The following is a 20,777-nucleotide window of genomic DNA, read 5'->3' as shown; positions in this document are numbered from 1 at the left end:
TGCTGCGACGACATACGAGACTTACACAGATCAGCCGGGAGCGGTTTGCCCTTTGGTGCGTCTTGCGTAAGTGGATGTAATTCGGTAGTGCGCTATGCGGTGGCGACCGGAGTAGAGGCCGGTGCCGCAGTCGCCTTGGGCCCTTGCGGCTTGGGCTCGCAGGCCGCAAGCGCTGCCAGTGCCGCGCAGGCAAGAAGGAGTGCGAGGGCTCGGTTCATGGGGTCCTCCTTGGGGTCGTTTCGACGAGACCCGAACGCCTTGAATTCTGATCCGGCTCAGGCCTCTTTGCCCGGCTTCAGCGGGTAGCCCGCCTCGCGCCACGCCTTCATGCCGCCGTCCAGTGCGACTGCGCGAACGAAGCCCATCGAGCGCAGCGTCGCCGCCGCGAGCGTGGAGATGTAGCCCAGTTCGCAGCAGGCGAGGATGCGGCGCGTCGGGTCGGGCAGGTCCTGGTTCACGCGCAGCTCGAGTTGTCCGCGCGGCAGCAGGCGCGCACCGGGAATGTGGCCTGCTTCGTAGGCGTCGCGCTCGCGCACATCGAGCACGATGAGATCGTCCTCCTCGGCTTCCACGCGCGACTTCAGCTCGGCCAGCGACATGAAGGGCACGGCGGACGTCGCTTCGGCCAGCAGGCTCGCGACCGTCTTGCCGCCGCTCATGTTCGTGCGCAGCGCCTCGGTGATGTGCGTCGGCATCGTGAGGTTGAGGTTGCGCATCATCTCCACGAACTCGGCGCGATCGCGCTTCTGCAGGCGTGGATTGGTCGCGATCTCGTCGCCGATGGTCGAATGGCTGCGGCCCTTGTAGTCATGCGCGGGGTAGACCTTGAGCGCCGGGTCGAGCTTGAGCACCTTGTTGAAGAGGCTGTCGTAGAGCTGCTCGGGGTCGCCGCTGGGCAGGTCGGTGCGGCCCGTCGCGCCGATGAGCAGGGTGTCGCCGGTGAAGATCTTGTCGTCCACCAGCAGGCACATCGAATCCGCGGTGTGTCCCGGCGTGTGCATGGCCTGCAGCCGGAGCTTGCCGAGCACCACCATCTCGCCATCGCCGATGCGCATGTCGACGAAGGGAGCGGGGCTCGCGCGGTGCATCACCACCGGCACATCCAGCCGACGCGCGAGTTCGCGCGTGGCCGAGAAGTGATCGGCATGCGTGTGCGTGTCGATCAGGTAGCGGATGCGGACCCCATCGCGCGCGGTGAGCGCGATGTAGTGATCGATCTGGCTCAACTCCGGATCGATCAGCGCGGCCACGCAGGTCTGGTCGCACCCGATCAGGTACGACTGGCAGCCGCCGGTGGCGATCTGTTCGAACACCATCGGCCGACCGTTCAGCGGGGCTGCTTGACCACGCGCAGGTAGGGCTTGGGCGCCGTCCAGCCGTCCGGGAAGAGCTTCTTCGCGTCGTCGTCGGAGACCGAGCCCGCAATGATCACGTCGTCGCCGTGCTTCCAGTTCACCGGCGTCGCGACCTTGTGCGCAGCGGTGAGCTGCATCGAGTCGAGCACGCGCAGGATCTCGTCGAAGTTGCGGCCGGTGGTCATCGGGTAGGTGAGCATCAGCTTGATCTTCTTGTCCGGGCCGATGATGAACACCGAACGCACGGTGGCGTTGGTCGCGGCGGTGCGGCCGTCGGACGAGCCCGGCTCTTCCGCGGGCAGCATGTTGTAGAGCTTGGCGACGTTCAGGTCGGTGTCGCCGATCATCGGGTACTTGGGCAGGTGGCCCTGCGTTTCCTCGATGTCCTTGGCCCACTTGTCATGGGCATCCACCGGGTCGATGCTCAGGCCGATGAGCTTTGCATTGCGCTTGGTGAACTCCGGCTCGATCTTCGCCATGTAGCCCAGCTCGGTGGTGCACACGGGCGTGAAGTCCTTCGGATGCGAGAAAAGGATCGCCCACTTGTCGCCGATCCAGTCGTGGAATTTGATCGGCCCCTGGGTGGTGTTGGCCGTGAAATCGGGCGCAACATCGTTGATGCGCAGTGACATATTCGCTCCTTCGAGTTGATGGTGAGAACCCCGCGGAAAAGGCCGCCGGTGGCCGTGCAGGGAGTCCAAAAGTACACCACGTTCCGATGGCGCAAGCAAGGCATCGAACCCCTGCGGATTTGCATAAGCTTGTGCTTTCCCGCTTGATGGACCGGCCACCCCCGCGCTAGGCTCGAAGCGTGAACAAGACCATCGAGACAACCGCCCCCTTCATCCCCCGGATCCGCCTCTACCAGGATTGGCTGCGCGACCAGCGGGGCCTGACCTTCGATTCGTACGACGCCCTCTGGCGCTGGTCGACCACCGACCTGCCTGCGTTCTGGCAGAGCATCTGGGACTTCTTCGGCATGCATTCGCCCACACCGCACGCGTGGGTCGTCGGCGACACCCACATGCCGGGCACCGAGTGGTTTCCGGGTGCGCAGGTCAACTACACCCGGGAGGTCTTCCGCCATGCCGATGCGGCGCACGCGGCCGGCATGCTCGCGATCGTCGCCGACAACGAACTCGGCGAAGTGCGCGAGATCTCCTGGCCGGAGTTGCGCCGGCAGGTCGCCTCCGTCGCACTGAGATTGCGCGAACTCGGCGTGCAGCGCGGTGACCGTGTCGCGGCCTACATGCCCAACGTGCCCGAGACGCTCGTCGCCTTTCTCGCCTGTTCGAGCATCGGCGCGGTGTGGAGCGTCTGCGCGCCCGACATGGGCACCGCGGCCGTGGTTGACCGCTTCCGCCAGATCGAGCCCAAGGTGCTGATCGCGGTCGACGGCATCCACTACGGGGGCAAGCCGATCGACCGCAGCACGGTCGTGCAGGAACTGCGTGCCGCGCTGCCCAGCGTGCAGAAGCTGCTGTTGGTGTGCACGCCCTTTGCCGCCGCGCGCATCGAGGCCGAAGCTGATTGGACGGAAGCCGTCTCGCGCAACGATGCCGCGACTGCCGCCTTCGAGCCCGAATGGCTGCCCTTCGACCATCCGATATGGATCGTCTATTCGAGCGGCACCACCGGCTTGCCCAAACCCATCGTGCACGGGCAGGGCGGCATCCTCGTCAACATGTACGCCTGCGGCCTGCACCATGACCTCGGCCCGAGCTATAGCGTCAACAACTATGGCGAGCGCTATCACTGGTACAGCTCGACCGGGTGGGTCATGTGGAACTCGCAGCTCTCGGGGCTGGCCTTCGGCGCGACCATCTGCATCTACGACGGCAACCCCGCCGGCAGCCGCGAGAAGATCGACTGGGGCGTGATGTGGCGCTTCGTTGCGCGGCACAAGGTCACCTTCTTCGGCGCCGGCGCAGCGTACTTCGCCAACTGCATGAAGGCCGGCTTGGTCGCGAAGGACTGCGGCGATCTCTCGCGCGTGCGCGCGCTTGGCAGCACCGGCTCGCCGCTGTCTGAGGAAGTGCAGCGCTGGGGCTCGGCGCAGGTGCTCGGTGCAGGTTCGTCCGAAGTGTGGTGGTACAACATTTCGGGCGGTACCGACTTCTGCGGCGCGTTCGTCGGCGGTAATCGCGAGTTGCCGGAAGTGCCGGGGCAGATGCAGTGCCGCTTCCTTGGTGCCGCGGTCGAAGCGTGGAACGAGAACGGCGAACCCGTGATCGGCGAAGTCGGCGAGCTGGTCTGCACCCAACCCATCCCTTCGATGCCGCTTTATTTCTGGGGCGACGAAGGCAATGCGCGCTACCTGTCGAGCTACTTCGACACCTATCCCGGCGTCTGGCGCCACGGCGACTGGATCCGCATCGGGGAAGACGGCGGCTGCATCATCTACGGCCGCAGCGACGCCACCATCAACCGCCAGGGCCTGCGCATGGGCACCAGCGAGATCTACAGCGCGGTCGAAGGCTTGCCCGAGGTGCTCGACTCGATGGTGGTCGATCTCGAATACCTCGGCCGTGAAAGCTACATGCCGCTCTTCGTCGTGCTCCGTTCGGGCGTGGCGCTCGACGCCGCGATGCGCGCGAAGATCGAGAACGCGATCAAGACATCGCTTTCGCCGCGCTTCGTGCCCAACGAGATCCTGCAGGTCGCGGAGATTCCGCGCACGCTGTCGGGCAAGAAGCAGGAACTGCCGATCAAGAAGCTGATGCTCGGCCAGCCGATCGAGCGCGTGGTCAACCGCGAGGCGATGGCCAACCCCGGGTGCCTCGACTGGTACGTGGCCTTCGCATCCGCACATGCAAAGTCGCAGGCGCAGAATCGGAACGCATGAACAAGCGCGCTTTCCTTCGTTCGATCCTTGCCACTGCGGCGGTGCCTCTCTTGCCAGCCTGCACGACACCGCCGGCGCCGAAGCCCGAACTCGTGCGAGTGACAGGCACCGTCGCGTACCGAGAGCGCATCGCGCTCGACCCGTCGGCAGAAATCGTGGTGCAGCTCCTCGATGTCTCGCGCATGGACGTGGCCGCCACCGTGCTTGCCGAACAGCGCATCCGCGCCGATGGCAAGCAGGTGCCGATCGCCTTCGAACTCAGCGTGGACCCCGCGCGCATCGACCCACGCATGCGCTACAACGTCTCGGCGCGCATCCTCAAGGACGGGCAGTTGCTCTTCATCACCGACCGTGCGTACCCCGTGCTGACCTACCGCGAAGGCAACACCGCGAGCCTGATGCTCACGCGCGTGGACCGCTGATCGTCAGGTGCACCGGCTACGATCGGTCGCGCCTGTGCATCCAACCTCGTCGTCTCCTGATCCCATGAACATCCTCCCCAAATTCGCCCGCCGCTCGATCGTTGCCTTCGCGGCGCTCGCCATCGTTGCAGGCGCGCAGGCGCAGCCTTCGTCCACCAAACCCATCCGCCTCGTGGTGCCCTTCGGTCCCGGCGGCGTCGCCGACCTCACGGCGCGCACGGTGGCGCAGAAGATGTCGGAATCCATGGGCCAATCGATCATCATCGACAACAAGCCCGGCGCGGGCGGCGTGGTCGCGACCGACACGGTCGCCAAGGCTGCGCCCGACGGACTGACCATGCTGCTGATGTCGAACGGGAACGCGGTCAGCGTCGGCCTCTTCAACAAGCTGCCGTTCGACACCGTGAAGGACTTCGCGCCGGTCTCGATGCTCGGCTACTTCGACATGGCCGTGGTCACCCAGGCGGACTCGAAGTTCAAGACCCTGCAGGACCTGCTCGCCTACGCGAAGGCCAACCCCGGCAAGGTGAACATCGGCACCATCAACACGGGCAGCACGCAACACCTCGCGGCCGAGCTGTTCAAGCGCAGCACTGGCGTCGATGTGCAGGTGATTCCGTTCAACGGCTCGCCGCAGATGATCAATGCGCTGCGCGGCGGTCAGGTCGATGCGGGCGTCGAGATCCTCGCGCCCATCCTGGGCCAGATCAACGGCAAGGCATTGCGCGCCATCGCGACCATGGGCACCAAGCGCTCCTTCGCGCTGCCCGACACGCCGACCGTCGCGGAAAGCGGCTTTCCGGGCTTCAACGTCGCGTCGTGGAACGCGCTCGCGGTGCCTGCGAAGACCCCACCGGAAGTCATCGCCCGGCTCAACAAGGAAGCCAACAAGGCGCTTGCTTCGCCTGACGTCAAGGAGCGCCTGCGCACCCTCGGCGTCGAAGCGGCCGGCAGCACGCCGGAGCAGCAGTCAAAGCTGCTCAAGGATGAAATCAAGCGCTGGTCGGACGTGATCCGGCAGGCGGGCATTCCGAAGCAGTAAGGCTCAGAGCCACTTGCCTTCGGACGGCATCTGGATGCGCGTCTCGGGCGAGCCGCCATCGATCGTTGCGCTGATGAAAAAGCTCAGGATCGAGATGAAGATGCTCGCGAACAGGGCCGTCCAGAAGCCCGACACCTTGAAGCCCTTCACCAGGGCCGAGACCAGCAGGATCATCAGCGCGTTGATCACCAGCAGGAAGAGCCCGAAGGTCAGCAGCGTCAGCGGCAGCGTGAGGATGATCAGCAGCGGCCGCACGATCGCGTTCGCAAATCCCAGCAGCAGCGCCGCGATGATGATCGAGCCCGCGCCCTCGAACTTGATTCCCTTGAACAGATAGCTCGCCACCCACAGCGACAGGGCGGTGATCGCCCAGGTGATGAGGAACGAGGGGAGGTAGTCGGACATGTCGGTCTTTCTCGTCGTTGGAAGTGACCGGGCGATCATATCTACGCAGTCGTCCGGAGCGGGTCATTCCGCGCAAACATGTACGTGAACGTACACGTTGATGTAGAATCGCGTCATGACCGACGCCAATGGTTCCATCACCGTCCGCGAAGCTGCCGAGCGGCTCGGCGTCACGCCGCGCACCCTCAAGTACTACGAGGAGCTCGGCCTGGTCGTCCCCGCACGCAGCGAAGGCCGCTACCGCCTCTACGAGCCGGCCGACCTCGACAAGCTCGGGCGCATCCTGCGCATGCGGTCGCTCGGCTTTTCGCTCACCGCGATCACCACCATGCTTCAGCAGCCTTTCGAGGCGCCTGTTGATGGCGGTCGGCCGCGCCTCTCGAATGCCTCGCTCAAGACGCTGAAGGCGACGCTCACCACCCAGCTTGAAACGCTGGACAACCGTGTCGAGCAAGTCCGCCGCGAGCTCAAGGAAGCCGCCGCGTTGCAGTCGCAACTGCGTCGCGACATCGAGTACGTCGAGCGTCGCCTCAACGGCGAATCGCTCGAAGACATCCTCGAAGAGCGCAAGCGCGAAGCGCCCGAGCGCAAGGCGGCGCTGCGCAAGGCCATGCCGTCATGAGCTCGCAGCTTTCAGCCCTGCCGCGCCGCGGACTCAGCGCCGCCGCGCTGGCGCCCTGGGTCATCGCCGTCATCACCGGCATCGACTATTTCGACAACGCGCTGTTCGCGTTCTTTGCGAGCTACATCGCGGGCGGCGTCAGTGCGTCCGCCGATGAACTCGTCTGGGCCTCCAGCGCCTACGCGCTCGGCGCGGTGCTCGGCATTCTTCAGCAGCATGCGTGGGTCGAGCGGATCGGCTACCGCCGCTATCTCGCGGTCTCCATGTTCGCCTTCGCAGCCGGTGGCATCTTCGCGGCGCTCAGCGACAACTCGGTGCAGCTCATGTTCGCGCGGGGCTTCCAGGGTTACTTCGTCGGGCCGATGCTCGGTGCGTGCCGCATCCTGGTCCAGATCGGCATTCCGCTGCAGCGGCGCGCGAAGTCGCTGCGGGTGTTCATGGCGCTCATCATCTTCAGCGGCGCGCTCGCGCCCATCGTCGGCGCCTGGCTGGTCACGCATTTCGAATGGCGCTCGCTGTTCTTCTGCAGCGCGCCGGTCGCGGTGCTCATCGGTGTGCTGGCGCTGTGGACGCTGCCGGACATCGGCGACGTCGCGCCCCACCAGCGCACCGAGCCACACTACGTCGCCTACATCGTCTTCGCCCTTGCGCAGGCCGCGCTGCAGGTCGTGCTCACGCGTGCGCACTACGAACTCTTTTCCGGTTCGCCGACGCTCATCGGCCTCGCAATTGCCGGCGTCGGGGGCCTCGCCTGGTTCGGCTACCACCAGTGGAAGCATCCCGCGCCGCTGGTGCGGCTGCAGGGGCTCCGTGAGGCGAGTTTCCAGGTCGGACTCGCGCTTTACGTCGTCTACTACTACCTCTCCACCGGCTTCAGCTACCTGCTGCCGCGCATGATGGAAGGCGGCCTCGGCTTCACCGTCGGCGACACCGGCTACTTCACCGGGATGATGTCGCTCGTGGGCGGGCTGATGATGTTCGTCTACATGAAGTTCTCGTCGCGCGTGACCCGCAAGCGCTGGCTGGTGGTGCCGGGCTTCGTCATCGCGGCCATCGCGGGCTTCTGGCTCGCGCGCATGTCGCCGCAGGCCGGGCGCGCGCAACTCGTCGTGCCGCTGCTGCTGCGCGGCCTGATGATGCTCTTCGTCATGCTGCCGGTGGCCGGGGTCACCTTCCGCTCATTCAAGGGCGAGGACTTCGCGCACAGCTACCGCCTCAAGAACCTGCTCCGGCAACTCGCGATCTCTTTCGCGACCGCGAGCGTGATCGCGCTGCAGCAGCACCGCACGGCGCTGCACGAGACGCGGCTCAGCGAATCGGCCAACCTCGGCAACGCCACCTTCGTGCAGACGCTCGACATGCTCACGCGCGGCTTCCAGGCTGCTGGCCACGCGGCGAGCGAAGCGCACACCATGGCGCTGGCATCGCTCTCGCGCATGCTCGAGCAGCAGGCCACCTTCATGGCTTCGCTCGACGGTTTCCACGTGATGGCGGTGATCGCGATCGTCGCGGCGCTCTATGCCGCGTCGCAGAAGGTGCTCGACTAAGCGAAGCTCAGGCCGCAACCTGCAGGTTCGCCAGCTTCAGCAACAGTTCTTCCGCCACGTCGTGTGCGCGGTGCGCCATGACGGCGACCGGGTAGCTGCCGAGCCGCGTGCGCTCGTAGCTCACGGTCGCGAAGCGGAACTCGGTGCCCAGCGCCGCCGCCGCGTCGCTGAGGCAATGCGCGATCGACTGCAAGCCTTCACGGACGTAGCGCTGCGTTCCATCGCCGATCCCGACGTAGGCGATGAAATTCTTCTCTCCGCGTTTGCTGATCTCGACTTCGGGCTGCATTTCACTTCCGGGTAGCTTCTTTTTGGGCCCCGCCGGGGCAACCCATGAAGATACAAACACTGGCCGCGCTGCGCCATCACCGAAAACCGTGATCGGCCCCGGAAAAACTCGGCGCCGTCCCCCTGTTTTCCGGCTTCATTTCTGCCGATAGAGCGGAGTGACCACGACTGCCGCCAGCGACGCCAGCTACCGGATCCTCATGCGCGAAGGGTGCAGGATCGTGTACGGCCACATGCCGCTGCCGGAGTTCCTGGCGCTGGTGCAGCAGGCGAGCGATCGCGAAGTGCTCCACGCCGGCACCGCTCGCATGCTGGAGGCGAGCGCCGTCATCGGGCTGCCCAGCGCGCTCGCACGTCTGCGCCGGCAGGAAACCCCGGCGGCGGTCGAACGCCTGCGCGCCAGGCTCGGCCGCGCCGCGCTTCGGCTCGACCCCCACGCTCTGCGCTGGCTGGCCGCGGGCGAGCACGGCCCGGCAAGCCTCGCGCTCTTCCTGCTGCTGACCGGCGTGCGTCCGCGCCACTACCGCGGCACGCCGCGCGACTTCCCGCGCGATGCCAATGCGTTCCGACGCTGCCGTTTGTTGATCGAACAGGTGCCGTCGCTGCGGCAGGCGCTCACCGTGCTGGCCGAGCGCGTGCACGAACCCGGCGTCGCCGAATGGGCGGCACTCGCGCAGTCGTGGGACGACATCTGCGCACACATGGATTACGAAGCGCCGGACTGGCGCTACAGCGCCGACGGCGCATCCGGCACGACCGCCGTGCTCGCATGCTTCCGGGAGCTGGAGGCGGCCTGAAACCGCCGCGCGTCGCTTACCCCGGCCTGCGCCCGCTGCCGCCCAGCCGTCCGCGACGCTGCAGGAATCGCCGCAGCCATGCATTGGCACGCGGCGTGCGACCGCTCGCGCTGTCGGCATGCTCCATGCGGTCGCTGAAGATCTTCCACTCCGCCGCCAGCGCGGCATTGAGCGATGCCAGGTTCTGCTGGTTGTACTGCCACGCCGCCGCCACCACGAACTGCCCGGCATGCTCGGGTTCGGGCCGCGGCGTGATCACGATGTTCTCCGCCCCGATGCTCTGCAGCAGCGCCGAGCGCGAACCCGCCAGCCGCACCCCGCCGCCATAGCCCTCGATCTCACGGTTCAGCAGGAAGCTGATCGTGGTCACGTTCGAGTAGTGCTCGGCGATGTGCACCGTGACGCCGAGCAGCGACACGCGGCCGAAATTCAGTTTGTGAAGGCGTCGCGATGCCTCGTCCGTCGACGGGTTGTAGTGCGCAAGGAGGATGCGCGAGCCGCCAAGGCTCAGCGGCACCGGGTCGACCGTGCCCGCAAGAATCTCGCCGAAATGGACGCAAATCGGCTCCCCCGGCACGCACGGCGCGCCGTCCCGCCCCGAGAAGCGCAACGTATTGAGGTTCATCGTTTCCACGGCTTGTTAGTTCTTGTGGCCATGAGCGTTCATTGTGCGGCGAGCGCACACATTTCAATCGGCTGAACAGAACGGTGTTTTCCCGGCTGTCTGCGCGGCTACTTCGGTCGGCGCGCACGCCGCGCGGAGCGGCCCGCTACAGTGCCCTGCGCTTCGTATCCATCCAACAACAATCCAGACAATGCCATCCACAGCCCGGGCGTCCGGCCCTCGCGCGGACGTCCGCTCCGGCGCCACCGCCTCTGCTCCCGCTTCTCAAGCCACCTCCGCCGCGCCTGCGCAGACACGCGCCCGCCAACTGCTGCTGGGCCTGAGCCTCATCCTCATCGCTTTCAACCTGCGCCCGGTGTTCGGCAGCCTTTCGGTGCTGCTGCCCGAAGTCATGAAGGACACCGGCCTCGGCGCTTCCGGCGCGAGCCTGCTCACCACGCTGCCGTTGCTGTGCCTCGGCATCTTCGCGGCGCCCGCACCGGCGCTCGCGCGGCGCTTCGGCCCTGAACGCACGCTGCTTGGCGCGCTTGTCCTGATCTGCATCGGCACGCTGCTGCGCGGCACCGGCGACCTGACGATGCTATTCGCGTCGTCGGCGATGGCCGGCGCGGGCATCGCGGTCGGCAACGTGCTGCTGCCCGGACTCGTCAAGCGCGACTTCTCCAGCCGCGCCGCGATGATGACCGGCCTCTACACCCTCGCTGTGTGCGCCGGCGCGTCGAGCGCCGCTGCCTTCACCGTGCCGCTGGAGCATCTCTTCGACGGCTCGTGGACCGCGGCGCTCGCCTTCTGGGCGTTGCCCGCCGGCCTCGTCGTGTTGCTGTGGGCGCCGCAGGCTCTAGCCGCGCGCCCGCGGCCGAGCGCGCCGAGTGCGCACGTCGGAAGCCTGTGGCGCGACCCGCTCGCATGGCAGGTCACCGGCTTCATGGGCCTGCAGTCCTCGCTGGCGTACATCGTCATGGGATGGCTGTCGCCGATCCTGCGCGAGCGCGGCCTCGACAGCCAGACCGCCGGCTACGTGCTCGCCGTCTCCATCCTCGTGCAGCTCGGCACCTGCCTCGTCACGCCTTCCGTGGCCGCGCGTTGCCGCGACCAGCGTGGGCTGGCGCTCGGACTCACGGTGGTCATCCTCGTCTCGCTGCTGGCTTTCCTCTTTGCGCCGCTCGAGAGCGTCTGGCTGTGGACGGTGCTGCTCGGCCTGGGGCAGGGTGGATCTTTCGCGCTCGCGCTGGCCCTGATCGTCATGCGCTCGCCCGATGCCAACGTGACGGCACAACTGTCGGCCATGGCGCAAGGATGCGGCTACGTGCTGGCCTCCGCCGGCCCGCTGATCGCCGGACTGCTGCGCGGCTGGACCGGCGGCTTCGAAAGCTCCGCCGCGCTGATGGTCGTGATCGGCATCGGCATGGCCTGGAGCGGCTGGGGCGCGGGGCGGCGGATGACAGTGCTGCAGCCCCGGCATCCCTGAAGTCGCGAAGGCCGCTCAGCCCGGCAGATCGAACGCCTCACGGAACGCCGCGCAGAACGCCTCGGTGCCGCTGATCGACAGCGTCACCGTGTGGCGCGCCTCACCGGGCGAGTCGTCCGGCATCTCCTGCAAGTCGTAGTCCCATTCCCCGCCGTCTTCCACCGGTCCGCGCCGGCCGGCGAAGACGTCGTTCGCCCAGCCGAGCACCTGTTCCACTTCCGCGCGAACCGCGGCGAGATGCTGTGGGCGGATGGTGGCCATGGCGTCGAACACGCCGATGCCTTCGGTGTCTTCGCTGTAGTCGAAATCCAGATAGTCCAGGGTCATGCGGCGAAGCTACCTCAAGTCGGCGGCTGCTCCCTTCACCCCGCCTGCACCGCCACCAGCCAGAGCTGCGCGCCCTGCTGCGGCGTCGATGTCCACGTCACGTTGTAGGTGCCGGCCGCCGAGACCTGCTTGACCGCCACCGCGCCCTGCACCAGCGGACCCGCCGCGAGCACTGAATCGATCACCGTGAAGCCGCCGTCGGCCACGGCCGTCTTGTCACCGTTGGAATTCGCGTCGCCCCACCACCACGCCACCAGCAGCGCGGCGCCGGTCGTCGAGACGCTGGCGCTGGTCAGCGGCTGGCCGGACAGCACCTCGCGCCACTTCACGTCGTGCACCGAGCCGCCGCCGGTGATCTCGACCACGGTCAGCGTTACCTCGTCGAGCGGGTCCGGCTTCGCCACCGTGACCGCATGGCCAGTCATCCCGCGCGCCTTCTCGCAGGCGAACAGCGCCGTGCCCGAGTCGGGGTAGAGCGTGTACGCGTGCGCCGTGCCGAGTTGGGCGAACGCATTCCCCGCGTTGTCCGTCGGTATGGCGCTGGCGGACTGGTTGCCCCGTCCGACGCAGACCAGCAAGGTGCTTCCGCTCGTGCGTGTGGACATGCCCGAAACCACCAGCGCCGAGGTGGTGACGTTCAGACTGTTGTAGCTCAGGCCGTGCTGACCCAGCGCGGGCGCCGCCAACGCAGACGACGATGCTGGAGAAGTTGCTGGCGGCGGCGGAGAAACCGATGGCGATGGCGAAGGAGAAGGCGAGGGTGCCGGCGACGGCGTAGTCGTCCCTGTCGCAGTCCCCGAGCCCGAGTTGGCGACAAACGAAACCCCGCCGCCGCTGCTCCCTCCGCCGCAGCCCGCGATCGTGCTTCCGCCTGTCGCCATCCCGACCGCAGCGAGCGCACACATGCGCTGCAGCAGATCGCGGCGCTCGTTCTGCGGCTCATCGGCCGCACTGCCGGGAGATTCGTTCATGAGGGGCTCTCCGTTCGCTTCGATCGCCATTCTGGAAGCAAACCCATGGCTCAGTTCTCGGCAGAAACCACCAGAATCTCCTGGCCCGCCCGCGCGTTGCCATGAACCTCGACCCCTTCATCCGCGTCAACGACCTGCCGTTCACCGCCTCGGCGGAAGACGTGCGGCGCCTGCACGGCAAGCCCTTCAAGACTGGCCGAAACAGTGTCGGCCTGAACGAGCTCGACTACGGATCGGTCATCTACCGCTTCCAGGACTGCGGTCGGCTCGAAGAAGTCACCATGCAAGCGTCCGTCGTCATCATCGGCCAGCGGTCCATCGGCTTCGACGCGCTCGCGTTCTTCATCCACGCAGAGGACGATGACTGCTTCGAAAGAGCCGGCTTCCTCGTCTCGCCCCGCTTCGGCATCGCCTTCGATCCGAAAGAGCCGTTCTGGGTTACGGCGCTCGCCGCGCACTGCCTCGATGAATGGCGCCGCCTGTCCTAGCGAGGCGCCGCGAGTGTCAGCGGGATCACCGTCTGCTGGTCGGCGTAGTCGATCTGCAGATTGACGCTCGCCGTGCCGCGCGGCACCACGAACATCACCGTACCGTCCTTGGCCGAACGGGCCGCCACCAGCTCGTTGAGATTGCTCTCCGGCGCCATCGGCACCCCATCGAGGATCAGGCGGAACTCCTTGTCCCAGAAGTTCGCGTCATAGGTGTTGTTGTTCAACATGCGGACCTGGATCTTCAACGCATCCTTCTCCGCCGTCTGCGGCGACAGCGTTGCGGACAGCAGCGTGAAGGTTGCCGGCCCCAGCTTGTATTCGCGCAACTCGGGCAAGGTCACCGGATGGCTCGCTGGCGCCGCTGCGGCCGCCGACGCGGCCGGAGCCGGGGAGGGTGATGGCGCAGACGAGGTTCCCCCGCCTTGCGATGACTGCTGCTGTTGAGGCGTCGGCGGCGCGGGCGGCTGCGGTGACCCGATCCAGCCCACCTGCTTGAGCGCCACCAGCAGCCCCGCGGCCGCTGTCGTGGCCGCCGTCAGGCTGGCGATGAACCCCGGCAACGTCTGCCACCAGGACTTGGACTTCTCTTCCTCCGCCATGAAAGAACCTTCCTCGCGCTGCCGATGGGCGACAACGAAGGATTCTGATGCGCGGTTGGGCGGCTGTCACTCCGCCGCCCGGCTATACGCCGGAGGTCAGAGCGTGCGCCAGATCTCGTCGTGCGCCGACCCGGGCATGAAGCTGTCGATGTACTTGTTCAGGATCTCCCAGTACTTCGGGTCGGCGATCAGCCGCAGATTGACGCTGTCGTACTCCGCCAGATCCTTGTGCCGCGAGGTCCAGCCGATCCGCTGCGGATTGCCGCCGATGGGTAGCAGCACCTCGACATCGAACTTGTAGGCGTCCTTGATGTAGGCCACGATTTCCTTCGAAAACGCCAGCATGCTGGCGTTCTTGCCCGGCGCGATGCCGGCGGTGCGGACGAAGATGATCATCTGCAATCTCCCCCGCCGAAGGGAGCGGCGGCCTCCGGCACGGGATGTGCCGCAGGCACTCTGCGCCTTGCGCGCGGAGCGGGGCAGGGGGAAAGCCTGATTGGAAGTTGGCGAGCCGGCCAGCGACCGGCTCGCCGGTGTTACAGCGCGACCGTCGCAGGCGAAAGTCGCTTGCCGTTCGGCCCGCGCATCGACCTGAGCGTCGCCAAGGCGGCTTCAACGCGACGCTTGAACTCGGCGTCGGTGAGCAGCATCAGCTCGCGCGCTTCGGACGCGTCGGAAATGCTCTGGATGCAGGTGACGATGTGATACGCCGACCGCGCTGCCTTGATCTCGCGGATGGCTTGCATCGTGAGTTCGAAGGGGTCGGGGAGGGGCTCGCTGGGCGAGTCGGCGTGGGCGGGGGGATCGTTGGGGAGGTGCGCGTGCGCGCAAGTAGGGTGGACCATCAATGGCCTCCAAGGGGTGCGGTTTGCAAAAACCGCCGCCTCCGCTTCCAAACGGTGGCGGCGACTCGAACAGGTTGGAAGACCGGGCACCCCTTGCGAGAACCGGCAGGGCGTGAGCCCTCCCGTTCGAGCCGCCTAAAAGCAGGCGCGAACGAAAAAGCCGCAATTCCCTGCGGAGGGTTCTGCGGCTTTCGTCGCAGGGGTGCTGGCGGGCTTCCAAACCCGGTCACGCTCTGTCGTGACGAGGGCCAGTATATCGGCCGTGTTCGCTGCGCTAAGGGTTCACCTGGCCTGTTTCACAGCACGTCCAGGCGGTCGAGCAAATGCAGAGACGTGAGCGGCATTCCACGCACTTCGAACAGCTTGGCCAGCGTCTCCGCCGTGTGCGCCGGGTTGTTCCAGCGCATTCGCATCTGGCGCAGGGCACTCAGCGCTTGCGTTGGATGCAGCGTCAGTTGATTGACGATGAACTGGTCTGGCGTCTGCACGTCGATGCAGTGCTTGTCGAGCGCCTCGATGGGGAAATCGCTCAGGTTGTTGGTGACGATGGCGTCGGCATGGCCCACGATCGCAGCGGCCAACACATGGCGATCGTTCGGGTCGGGCAACTGCAGGCATTCGACAAAGGATTCATAGCCCTCCACCATGCAGTCTGGGATGGCCTCGCACATGGCGCGGGCCTTCGTCCGATTGGCTTCGTCGCTATCGGGAAACTTGGCTGACCTTGCTTGCAGCCATTCGCGTTCGATATCCACACTCCACTTGGCCGCGTAGAGGCCGGCGTGAGCGAGGCTCAACAGCGCGTCGCATTGCAGCTTTGGGAACAGGACGTTCGCATCAAGGAGCGCGGTGTAGCGCGATGCCCCTGCCATCGGCTCAGGGTTCCTCGCCGAGCTGCGTATCGACCTCGTGCATGCGGCGCATGGCTGCCTCGCTGCGAGCACGCTGCTCGTCCTGGTAGCGCATCAACTCCTCGAAGTCGATCCTCCGGTGCGTGTTGACCATGTGGCACCTCAGCCGCCCGGCGGCTATCTCCTTGATGACGAATGGACGCGAGACGTTGAGGAACGATGCTGCTTCCTGGGTAGTCATCTGAGCCTTTTGCGGGATCAGGAGCATCGGCTGACGCAGTGCCATCTGCCGCAACACGTCCGCAAAGAATCGAAGCGCCCTCGGCGGAAGGTGCAAGGCAGGGGCGTCCTGACCTTCGCCTTCGATCGTGAGCTTGAGTTGTTTGGCCTTGGAGTGGTCCAGCGCCGCGATCAATAGAGCGCGCGCGGTCGCTGCCATCTCCGCCTCCGCCTGGGTGGCGGGTTCCAGAATCTGCTGGCTCATCTTCGTCCTTTCGCAGTTGCCATTTGGTTATTCCGCGTGCCTCTTCGGACACCTGCGCGCGATCCTACTTCAAACGCAACAAACGAAACAACAGAAACAAACGAAACCCCTAAACAAACGAGAAACCAGCACAAACGCCGAATCGTTCTTAAGAAACGCGCAGTTACGATTTCCGGGGCCGGGGGACCTTGGAGAACCGGCTCTCGACAGTCACTCAAAACAACGGAAATCAACAATGAAATCTTGGAGCGCCTTTGCCGGTGGAGCGGCAATCGTGGTGGGCAGCCTTGCAGGCTGTGGAGGTGGTGGCGGAGGCGGCGGGGGGTTCTTCGCTGCTGCGCCAACGGCGCAGACACAGACGTCGGCGCCGACTGCTTCAGAACCCACAGCCCAGAAGACCAGTGTGAAAGTGATCGACGGAGCGATTCGCAACGCTCTGGTCTTCCTGGATCTGAACAACAACGGACAGCTCGATGCCGGCGAGCCCAGCGCCCGCACCGACGCGACGGGTCAAGCCATTCTTGACGTTTCCCCCGCTGATTCCGCGAAGGCGCCCGTCGTGGCGGCGGTGGGCACGGACGCAATCGATGCCGACACCGGTCCGGTTCCGGTGGCCTTCAGCCTTAGTGCGCCTCCCGGTCGCAGCAGTGTTGTGAGTCCACTGACCACGCTGGTGAATCAGATCCTGCGTGACACCGGCGTATCTGCCGACGAGGCAGAAGCAAGCGCGAGAGCTCAGGTGGGGCTGGGCGTATCGCTGTTCAGCGACTTCACGGCCGACAGCTCCGCAGCCAATCGTGCGGCTGCGGTGAATGCCCGCCTGCTGGTCCTGATCGCGCAGCAGCAACTCGGGCAGCTGGCAAGCTTGAAGGGACGCACCGATCTGAGCGGCGCAACCATCAGCGACGCCGACCTCCGAACGGCCGTTCATCGTGAGTTGCTGGACATGCTGGCTTCGGTCAGCAGAGCCACGCAAGAGAGCACGATCCAGTCGGCTTGTGCCGAGGGTCCGGGGTCATCTGCTTGCGAGGCCGCACTACAGACCCAAGTCACGTCGATAGTCGCGACGAACGGCATGACGGTCGAGTCGGCACCCGCGCTGATCGCCGCCGGCCGGGCTCCTGACACGGGAACAAAGGACTCACCCAATCCGCAGGCTTCCGCTTCCATCTCGTTCCTGAAGTTCATTGAAGCCAACTACTACGCGTCCTACGGCGGGTTCCTCGCGACAGCGCAGGAGAACACTCCGGATGCGTCGGGTCTCGTTCGCTTTCGGGGCGTGCAGCGCAACTACCAAGCAGGTACCTTGTTCGAAGGAGGGCTTCACGGTAACGGGATGACCGCGCTTGCACCGCAAATGCTGCATTGGAACGGCAGCGGGTGGGCGGAATGCCTTTCTTCCACGCAGAGTATTGAGTCCCAACGCGACGCCAGCGGTCGTTCTGCCTACGTCAACTATTGCGACAACCTCATGACCGGAAGCTCGCAGCGTTCCGCTGTCGACATCTCCGGCAAGAAGATGAACGAGGTGCTCGCCGCGATCTCTCCTGTCGTACCGAGCACGGCGCTCTGGGCGGGGCCGGGATGGGCCACGCTTCCCAACGACCTTGGAGCGAAGGGCTCCGCCGTTTTCCCAGCAGGGTCCAAGCTGCAATTGCAGACAACGGTTATCACCGCCACGTCGCCAGTGGTCTATTCCACCGGCAATTTCACGCCACGGTTTTCGGCTGCCGTTGCCGCAGGCGGCGATACGCGCGAGGGTGGAGCACCGGCTTGCCTGAGCGCCGACGCTGACGCGTCTGCCGCCGTCGGCGTCACTTCGTTCGACGAGCTGCTCGCGTACTTCCGCGGGACACCTTGCGTCTACAACCAGCGATCCATCACCTCGTCGGACGGCTCCGTCTACTACGGCACGGCGGTGGATGAGGACTGGACCTTCAGCGCTTTCGCCCTTGCAGGCCTGGGTAGCGAATCGGCGGTCAGCAATCCCACGGCTTACTACACCACCAACACCATCATCGCCGCGAGCTTTCCTGCGGAGTCCGGCAGCGTGGTCGCGTATCACAGTTGTCGACAACGTCAGCTGCCGGTGCTCTCGATTCGCAACTGCGTGCCCATTGGCCGCGGCACTTACGAGATCGAGACCCTGGGTGACGCGCGCGTGATGCGGCTGAAGAACTTACCGTTGCAGCTCTCTGGCATTGGCGCTGAACGCGTTTTTGTTGAACGTGCAGGCGCTGTTTACACGGGCCAAAAGTCAAAACCAGGGCTTGCGCGCGAGACTCAGTTGAATCTGACGGCCGCCAATGCCTTGTTCTCGCTGATCGGCGTTCCGGCCATCGTGCCCTGATCGCCTGCCTGGGTTGGCGCGGGCTCCGCCCGCGCTACCGAGAGCCTTCTCTCACCGCCGGTTGCTCGTTGCGCCGACGCTCGGCGGTGTACGCACTCAGCGCATCGTCGGTCTCGTGCCACGCCTTGAGCACGGTCTGCTGATACGACGCGACGGCGACGAAATTGGCAGCCCGACCTCCGCGCTATCCTCCCGACGCACCGTGCACCCGCACGCCGTGCATCAGGGAGAGATAAAAAATGCGAAGAAGCACTTTGGTCGCAGGCCAGCCTTTGGTCTGCGACAACGGCGCACTGCTATGTGCGCCGCCGTTCCAATGCGCGGACATACCCCGCGAAGCCGCTGCCGCCGGCACGTCGGCTGGTCCGCCTGTTGCGTTGATAGATCGCCGGTCCACCGCGCGAAGACCTCACTGGGCCGCTGCCCTCATCACTTCACTTGCATTGACCGGATGCCAAAGCGCCATGACCAATTCAGGCAACACCCCTGCACCTCCTGACAACGTGTCGCCCTCCATTGGCAATGGATCCTCGGCCGACCTCGCGGCGCATTGGCCCATGCGCTTCATCGCACATTGGTTCGACGCGTCCTGCTACAGCACTTACGGGTGCAAGGTGAGGTACGGCAACTACCGGCGCATCGATGACGATGACAAGTTGAAGCTGTCCTCAGCGTCCATTGGCGACAAGTACCCCGGCAATCTCGGCGCCAGCTGGGGGCCGATCCGAAACTTTCCTCCCCCCGCAATCGTGACTTGGCGATCCAAGGACGGTGTGCCGTTGCGCGCCGAGATCGACATGGCGGAGATCTTCAAAGACCAGGTAGTCCTTCACAGCCTCGAGCGCGAAGAGATCTCCTTTGAAGGAAGCTTTCCTCACCCCGAAATCATTCTGGAGGTCAATGACCGCACGATCAACGTGTACATGCGGGCAACGATCTGGACCAAGCGGGAACAGCGACCGGGGCGTCCGCTTAGCAACTTTCGAGACGACCTGATCACGGCTTTCAGCCGAACCTATTGACGACAACATCAGCGAGGAGCATCAAATCATGGGGAGCATGAGCAAGAAGCCGGACGGCGTGGATGCCGATCCGGCCACTCAGGAACAGCTGCAGAGTTACACGCGCGCAGAAGAGGATTTGGCGCAACTGCGAGTACCGGTGTTGCTTCACACCAGCAATCCGCACGAACGCCTCTACATCGCCGCACAGGATGGCACGGGCAACAGCCTCTACAAGGACGCACCTGAGAACCGGAGCATCGTGGCACGCATCCATGCCCAGATCCGCAATTTCGAGGATCAAGGTGTGACTAACATTGCGAGCGGCTACGTAGAAGGCATCTACACCCAGGACAACCCGTTCAAGCGCATTCCGGACGGTGTTTGCGGCTACACCTTCGAGCGAAGGATTGAAACCGCCTACTGGGAACTCTGTAAGCAAGCACGAAGGTGGATCTATGACGATCCCGATGTCCAGATTCGCGTTGCGGGCATCGGCTTCAGTCGCGGGGCGGAGCAGACGGCCGCATTGTCTCGAATGATTGAGGAGCGCGGCATTCAGAATCCCGAAGGGGCGAATGTCGTTACGGACGACGAGGGCCTCGTCACCCATATCGAATACACCAGTCCCCCGCTCGTGCCACCCGGGCGCACCATCCAGACCGCGTTGCTCCTGGACCCCGTCGCCACCGGTCTCGAAGAACACGACCGCCGCCTGCCATCGTCGGTGATGTCAGTCCTGCAGATCACGGCACAGCACGAGCGCCGCGATCTCTTCAAGTCCACGGACCACATCCCCGCTGGCTTCAGTGAGGATGCGCGCGCTCAACATCACGGTCAGCGGCGCGCACAGCGACATCGGTGACACGTACGCTGTCGATGGCTTGGGCGTACTGAACTACAACCTCGCGGCGCAGTACATCAACCGTCTGAGCGACACCCCCATCCTGCAGATGCGTCCGGTGCACGAAAGCCCAGACCTCTATCGCATCCACCGCTCTGAGCAGCATGCGTTCTTCTATGGCACCGCTGGCTATGACGCGGATGGACTGCGGGATCACTTCGACGGTCTTGGGCCGGAGGCGTTGTGCCGCACTCGGGAGGTACGAGAGTGCTACGCCAAGGACCCGATGAACCCGGAATTGGAACTGCAACTGGATCGCCGCAGCGCCGCGCCAAAGACAGACCTGGATCGCATGATCGACCAGTTGTACGCGGCCTCGCTCAGCGGAAACGACGCGATCTGGACGAGGGCGTTGGAATCCACTTCGCAACAGTTCATTGCGTCACCGGCTGGGCAAGCCTGGGAGCAGGAGGTGCAGCGCTACGGGGAGACGCAACGCGCGCAAGAGGCCCTGCAACAGGAGCAATGGGAGCAGCAGCTTCAGTTGCAGGAACCGCCTGCCCACAGGCCGCACGCCATGCAGATGTGACGGCGACTC

At 65.3% G+C, this 20,777-nt stretch carries 25 protein-coding genes; 12 read left to right on the top strand and 13 right to left on the bottom strand.

Features of this window, described 5'->3' with window-relative positions; translation table 11 throughout:
• Positions 1-92: 92 nt before the first annotated feature.
• Genes FHW64_RS34505 through FHW64_RS23440 form a run of 3 tightly spaced genes read right to left on the bottom strand, consistent with a single transcriptional unit; the run spans position 93 to position 1,987 of the window.
• On the bottom strand, positions 93-218 hold the full coding sequence (locus tag FHW64_RS34505; RefSeq protein ID WP_260306302.1) for a hypothetical protein: 126 nt from the start codon (positions 216-218) through the stop codon (positions 93-95).
• Positions 219-275: 57 nt separating this feature from the next.
• Positions 276-1,316, bottom strand: coding sequence for an MBL fold metallo-hydrolase (locus FHW64_RS23445; protein WP_184530636.1), 1,041 nt, complete (start codon positions 1,314-1,316; stop codon positions 276-278).
• 11 nt (positions 1,317-1,327) lie between these two features.
• Entirely contained in the window at positions 1,328-1,987 is a 660-nt protein-coding gene (locus tag FHW64_RS23440; RefSeq protein ID WP_184530635.1) for a peroxiredoxin, read from the bottom strand.
• Positions 1,988-2,178: 191 nt separating this feature from the next.
• Here FHW64_RS23440 and FHW64_RS23435 point away from each other — a divergent pair, with 191 nt between their 5' ends.
• The 3 genes from FHW64_RS23435 to FHW64_RS23425 all read left to right on the top strand — a co-directional run bounded on the left by FHW64_RS23435 (position 2,179) and on the right by FHW64_RS23425 (position 5,664).
• The gene (locus FHW64_RS23435) at positions 2,179-4,200 is read left to right on the top strand and encodes an acetoacetate--CoA ligase (protein ID WP_184531091.1); all 2,022 of its coding nucleotides are present in this window, start codon (positions 2,179-2,181) and stop codon (positions 4,198-4,200) included.
• Positions 4,197-4,622, top strand: coding sequence for a YbaY family lipoprotein (locus tag FHW64_RS23430; RefSeq protein WP_184530634.1), 426 nt, complete (start codon positions 4,197-4,199; stop codon positions 4,620-4,622). Before FHW64_RS23435 ends, FHW64_RS23430 begins: the two co-directional genes overlap by 4 nt.
• 64 nt (positions 4,623-4,686) lie before the next feature.
• A complete protein-coding gene (locus FHW64_RS23425; RefSeq protein ID WP_184530633.1) occupies positions 4,687-5,664 on the top strand; it encodes a tripartite tricarboxylate transporter substrate binding protein in 978 nt (325 codons plus the stop codon).
• A 3-nt stretch (positions 5,665-5,667) separates the two neighbouring features.
• Here FHW64_RS23425 and FHW64_RS23420 read toward each other — a convergent pair whose 3' ends face one another.
• Positions 5,668-6,069 (bottom strand): phage holin family protein, encoded by a 402-nt coding sequence (locus FHW64_RS23420; protein ID WP_184530632.1) that lies wholly within the window; start codon positions 6,067-6,069, stop codon positions 5,668-5,670.
• Between the two features lie 115 nt (positions 6,070-6,184).
• Between FHW64_RS23420 and FHW64_RS23415 the strand changes: the two genes are divergently transcribed.
• Positions 6,185-6,691, top strand: a complete 507-nt coding sequence (locus FHW64_RS23415; protein ID WP_184530631.1) for a MerR family transcriptional regulator — start codon at positions 6,185-6,187, stop codon at positions 6,689-6,691.
• Positions 6,688-8,238 carry an MFS transporter gene (locus FHW64_RS23410; RefSeq protein WP_184530630.1) on the top strand — a complete coding sequence of 517 codons (1,551 nt, stop codon included), beginning with the start codon at positions 6,688-6,690 and terminating at the stop codon, positions 8,236-8,238. The genes FHW64_RS23415 and FHW64_RS23410 overlap by 4 nt, the downstream gene beginning before the upstream one ends.
• Before the next feature lie 7 nt (positions 8,239-8,245).
• On the opposite strand, the gene FHW64_RS23405 is transcribed toward FHW64_RS23410, so the two are convergent.
• A complete protein-coding gene (locus tag FHW64_RS23405; RefSeq protein ID WP_184530629.1) occupies positions 8,246-8,527 on the bottom strand; it encodes a hypothetical protein in 282 nt (93 codons plus the stop codon).
• A 157-nt stretch (positions 8,528-8,684) separates the two neighbouring features.
• On the opposite strand from FHW64_RS23405, the gene FHW64_RS23400 reads away from it, so the two are divergent.
• Positions 8,685-9,323, top strand: a complete 639-nt coding sequence (locus tag FHW64_RS23400; protein ID WP_184530628.1) for a hypothetical protein — start codon at positions 8,685-8,687, stop codon at positions 9,321-9,323.
• A 16-nt stretch (positions 9,324-9,339) separates the two neighbouring features.
• Here FHW64_RS23400 and FHW64_RS23395 read toward each other — a convergent pair whose 3' ends face one another.
• Entirely contained in the window at positions 9,340-9,957 is a 618-nt protein-coding gene (locus tag FHW64_RS23395) for a hypothetical protein (RefSeq protein ID WP_184530627.1), read from the bottom strand.
• A gap of 181 nt (positions 9,958-10,138) precedes the next feature.
• Between FHW64_RS23395 and FHW64_RS23390 the strand changes: the two genes are divergently transcribed.
• The gene (locus tag FHW64_RS23390; protein WP_184530626.1) at positions 10,139-11,416 is read left to right on the top strand and encodes an MFS transporter; all 1,278 of its coding nucleotides are present in this window, start codon (positions 10,139-10,141) and stop codon (positions 11,414-11,416) included.
• Between the two features lie 15 nt (positions 11,417-11,431).
• Here FHW64_RS23390 and FHW64_RS23385 read toward each other — a convergent pair whose 3' ends face one another.
• On the bottom strand, positions 11,432-11,743 hold the full coding sequence (locus FHW64_RS23385) for a hypothetical protein (protein ID WP_184530625.1): 312 nt from the start codon (positions 11,741-11,743) through the stop codon (positions 11,432-11,434).
• Positions 11,744-11,778: 35 nt separating this feature from the next.
• Entirely contained in the window at positions 11,779-12,714 is a 936-nt protein-coding gene (locus FHW64_RS23380) for a hypothetical protein (RefSeq protein ID WP_184530624.1), read from the bottom strand.
• 101 nt (positions 12,715-12,815) lie between these two features.
• Between FHW64_RS23380 and FHW64_RS23375 the strand changes: the two genes are divergently transcribed.
• A complete protein-coding gene (locus tag FHW64_RS23375; RefSeq protein ID WP_184530623.1) occupies positions 12,816-13,202 on the top strand; it encodes a hypothetical protein in 387 nt (128 codons plus the stop codon).
• On the opposite strand, the gene FHW64_RS23370 is transcribed toward FHW64_RS23375, so the two are convergent.
• The 5 genes from FHW64_RS23370 to FHW64_RS23350 all read right to left on the bottom strand — a co-directional run bounded on the left by FHW64_RS23370 (position 13,199) and on the right by FHW64_RS23350 (position 15,984).
• Positions 13,199-13,804: a hypothetical protein gene (locus FHW64_RS23370; protein ID WP_184530622.1), complete on the bottom strand. Its 606-nt coding sequence runs from the start codon at positions 13,802-13,804 to the stop codon at positions 13,199-13,201. The genes FHW64_RS23375 and FHW64_RS23370 overlap by 4 nt on opposite strands.
• A gap of 96 nt (positions 13,805-13,900) precedes the next feature.
• Positions 13,901-14,200, bottom strand: coding sequence for a hypothetical protein (locus FHW64_RS23365; protein ID WP_184530621.1), 300 nt, complete (start codon positions 14,198-14,200; stop codon positions 13,901-13,903).
• A gap of 140 nt (positions 14,201-14,340) precedes the next feature.
• The gene (locus tag FHW64_RS23360; protein ID WP_184530620.1) at positions 14,341-14,649 is read right to left on the bottom strand and encodes a hypothetical protein; all 309 of its coding nucleotides are present in this window, start codon (positions 14,647-14,649) and stop codon (positions 14,341-14,343) included.
• Positions 14,650-14,945: 296 nt separating this feature from the next.
• A complete protein-coding gene (locus FHW64_RS23355; protein ID WP_184530619.1) occupies positions 14,946-15,521 on the bottom strand; it encodes a PIN domain-containing protein in 576 nt (191 codons plus the stop codon).
• Between the two features lie 4 nt (positions 15,522-15,525).
• A complete protein-coding gene (locus FHW64_RS23350; RefSeq protein WP_184530618.1) occupies positions 15,526-15,984 on the bottom strand; it encodes an excisionase family DNA-binding protein in 459 nt (152 codons plus the stop codon).
• Positions 15,985-16,387: 403 nt separating this feature from the next.
• Here FHW64_RS23350 and FHW64_RS23345 point away from each other — a divergent pair, with 403 nt between their 5' ends.
• From FHW64_RS23345 to FHW64_RS23330, 4 genes are all read left to right on the top strand, one after another.
• Positions 16,388-18,334, top strand: coding sequence for a hypothetical protein (locus tag FHW64_RS23345; RefSeq protein WP_184530617.1), 1,947 nt, complete (start codon positions 16,388-16,390; stop codon positions 18,332-18,334).
• 464 nt (positions 18,335-18,798) lie between these two features.
• A complete protein-coding gene (locus tag FHW64_RS23340; RefSeq protein ID WP_184530616.1) occupies positions 18,799-19,356 on the top strand; it encodes a hypothetical protein in 558 nt (185 codons plus the stop codon).
• Positions 19,357-19,393: 37 nt separating this feature from the next.
• Positions 19,394-20,200, top strand: coding sequence for a phospholipase effector Tle1 domain-containing protein (locus FHW64_RS23335; RefSeq protein WP_184530615.1), 807 nt, complete (start codon positions 19,394-19,396; stop codon positions 20,198-20,200).
• On the top strand, positions 20,151-20,768 hold the full coding sequence (locus tag FHW64_RS23330; RefSeq protein WP_184530614.1) for a hypothetical protein: 618 nt from the start codon (positions 20,151-20,153) through the stop codon (positions 20,766-20,768). The genes FHW64_RS23335 and FHW64_RS23330 overlap by 50 nt, the downstream gene beginning before the upstream one ends.
• The last annotated feature ends 9 nt before the right edge of the window (positions 20,769-20,777 follow it).

The sequence above is a fragment of the Variovorax sp. Sphag1AA genome, assembly GCF_014192575.1.
Classification (GTDB): Bacteria; Pseudomonadota; Gammaproteobacteria; order Burkholderiales; family Burkholderiaceae_C; genus Variovorax.
This window is presented reverse-complemented; position numbering and strand designations above follow the sequence as displayed.

Bases quoted from the DNA above. Each gene is read 5' to 3' on its own strand.
- FHW64_RS23425 (WP_184530633.1), top strand. From the start codon at position 4,687: ATGAACATCCTCCCCAAATTCGCCCGCCGCTCGATCGTTGCCTTCGCG.
- FHW64_RS23355 (WP_184530619.1), bottom strand. From the start codon at position 15,521: ATGGCAGGGGCATCGCGCTACACCGCGCTCCTTGATGCGAACGTCCTG.
- FHW64_RS23370 (WP_184530622.1), bottom strand. From the start codon at position 13,804: ATGGCGGAGGAAGAGAAGTCCAAGTCCTGGTGGCAGACGTTGCCGGGG.
- FHW64_RS23445 (WP_184530636.1), bottom strand. From the start codon at position 1,316: ATGGTGTTCGAACAGATCGCCACCGGCGGCTGCCAGTCGTACCTGATC.
- FHW64_RS23375 (WP_184530623.1), top strand. From the start codon at position 12,816: ATGAACCTCGACCCCTTCATCCGCGTCAACGACCTGCCGTTCACCGCC.
- FHW64_RS23440 (WP_184530635.1), bottom strand. From the start codon at position 1,987: ATGTCACTGCGCATCAACGATGTTGCGCCCGATTTCACGGCCAACACC.
- FHW64_RS34505 (WP_260306302.1), bottom strand. From the start codon at position 218: ATGAACCGAGCCCTCGCACTCCTTCTTGCCTGCGCGGCACTGGCAGCG.
- FHW64_RS23405 (WP_184530629.1), bottom strand. From the start codon at position 8,527: ATGCAGCCCGAAGTCGAGATCAGCAAACGCGGAGAGAAGAATTTCATC.
- FHW64_RS23390 (WP_184530626.1), top strand. From the start codon at position 10,139: ATGCCATCCACAGCCCGGGCGTCCGGCCCTCGCGCGGACGTCCGCTCC.
- FHW64_RS23430 (WP_184530634.1), top strand. From the start codon at position 4,197: ATGAACAAGCGCGCTTTCCTTCGTTCGATCCTTGCCACTGCGGCGGTG.
- FHW64_RS23330 (WP_184530614.1), top strand. From the start codon at position 20,151: ATGCGCGCGCTCAACATCACGGTCAGCGGCGCGCACAGCGACATCGGT.
- FHW64_RS23420 (WP_184530632.1), bottom strand. From the start codon at position 6,069: ATGTCCGACTACCTCCCCTCGTTCCTCATCACCTGGGCGATCACCGCC.
- FHW64_RS23350 (WP_184530618.1), bottom strand. From the start codon at position 15,984: ATGAGCCAGCAGATTCTGGAACCCGCCACCCAGGCGGAGGCGGAGATG.
- FHW64_RS23335 (WP_184530615.1), top strand. From the start codon at position 19,394: ATGAGCAAGAAGCCGGACGGCGTGGATGCCGATCCGGCCACTCAGGAA.
- FHW64_RS23415 (WP_184530631.1), top strand. From the start codon at position 6,185: ATGACCGACGCCAATGGTTCCATCACCGTCCGCGAAGCTGCCGAGCGG.
- FHW64_RS23360 (WP_184530620.1), bottom strand. From the start codon at position 14,649: ATGGTCCACCCTACTTGCGCGCACGCGCACCTCCCCAACGATCCCCCC.
- FHW64_RS23385 (WP_184530625.1), bottom strand. From the start codon at position 11,743: ATGACCCTGGACTATCTGGATTTCGACTACAGCGAAGACACCGAAGGC.
- FHW64_RS23410 (WP_184530630.1), top strand. From the start codon at position 6,688: ATGAGCTCGCAGCTTTCAGCCCTGCCGCGCCGCGGACTCAGCGCCGCC.
- FHW64_RS23380 (WP_184530624.1), bottom strand. From the start codon at position 12,714: ATGAACGAATCTCCCGGCAGTGCGGCCGATGAGCCGCAGAACGAGCGC.
- FHW64_RS23365 (WP_184530621.1), bottom strand. From the start codon at position 14,200: ATGATCATCTTCGTCCGCACCGCCGGCATCGCGCCGGGCAAGAACGCC.
- FHW64_RS23340 (WP_184530616.1), top strand. From the start codon at position 18,799: ATGACCAATTCAGGCAACACCCCTGCACCTCCTGACAACGTGTCGCCC.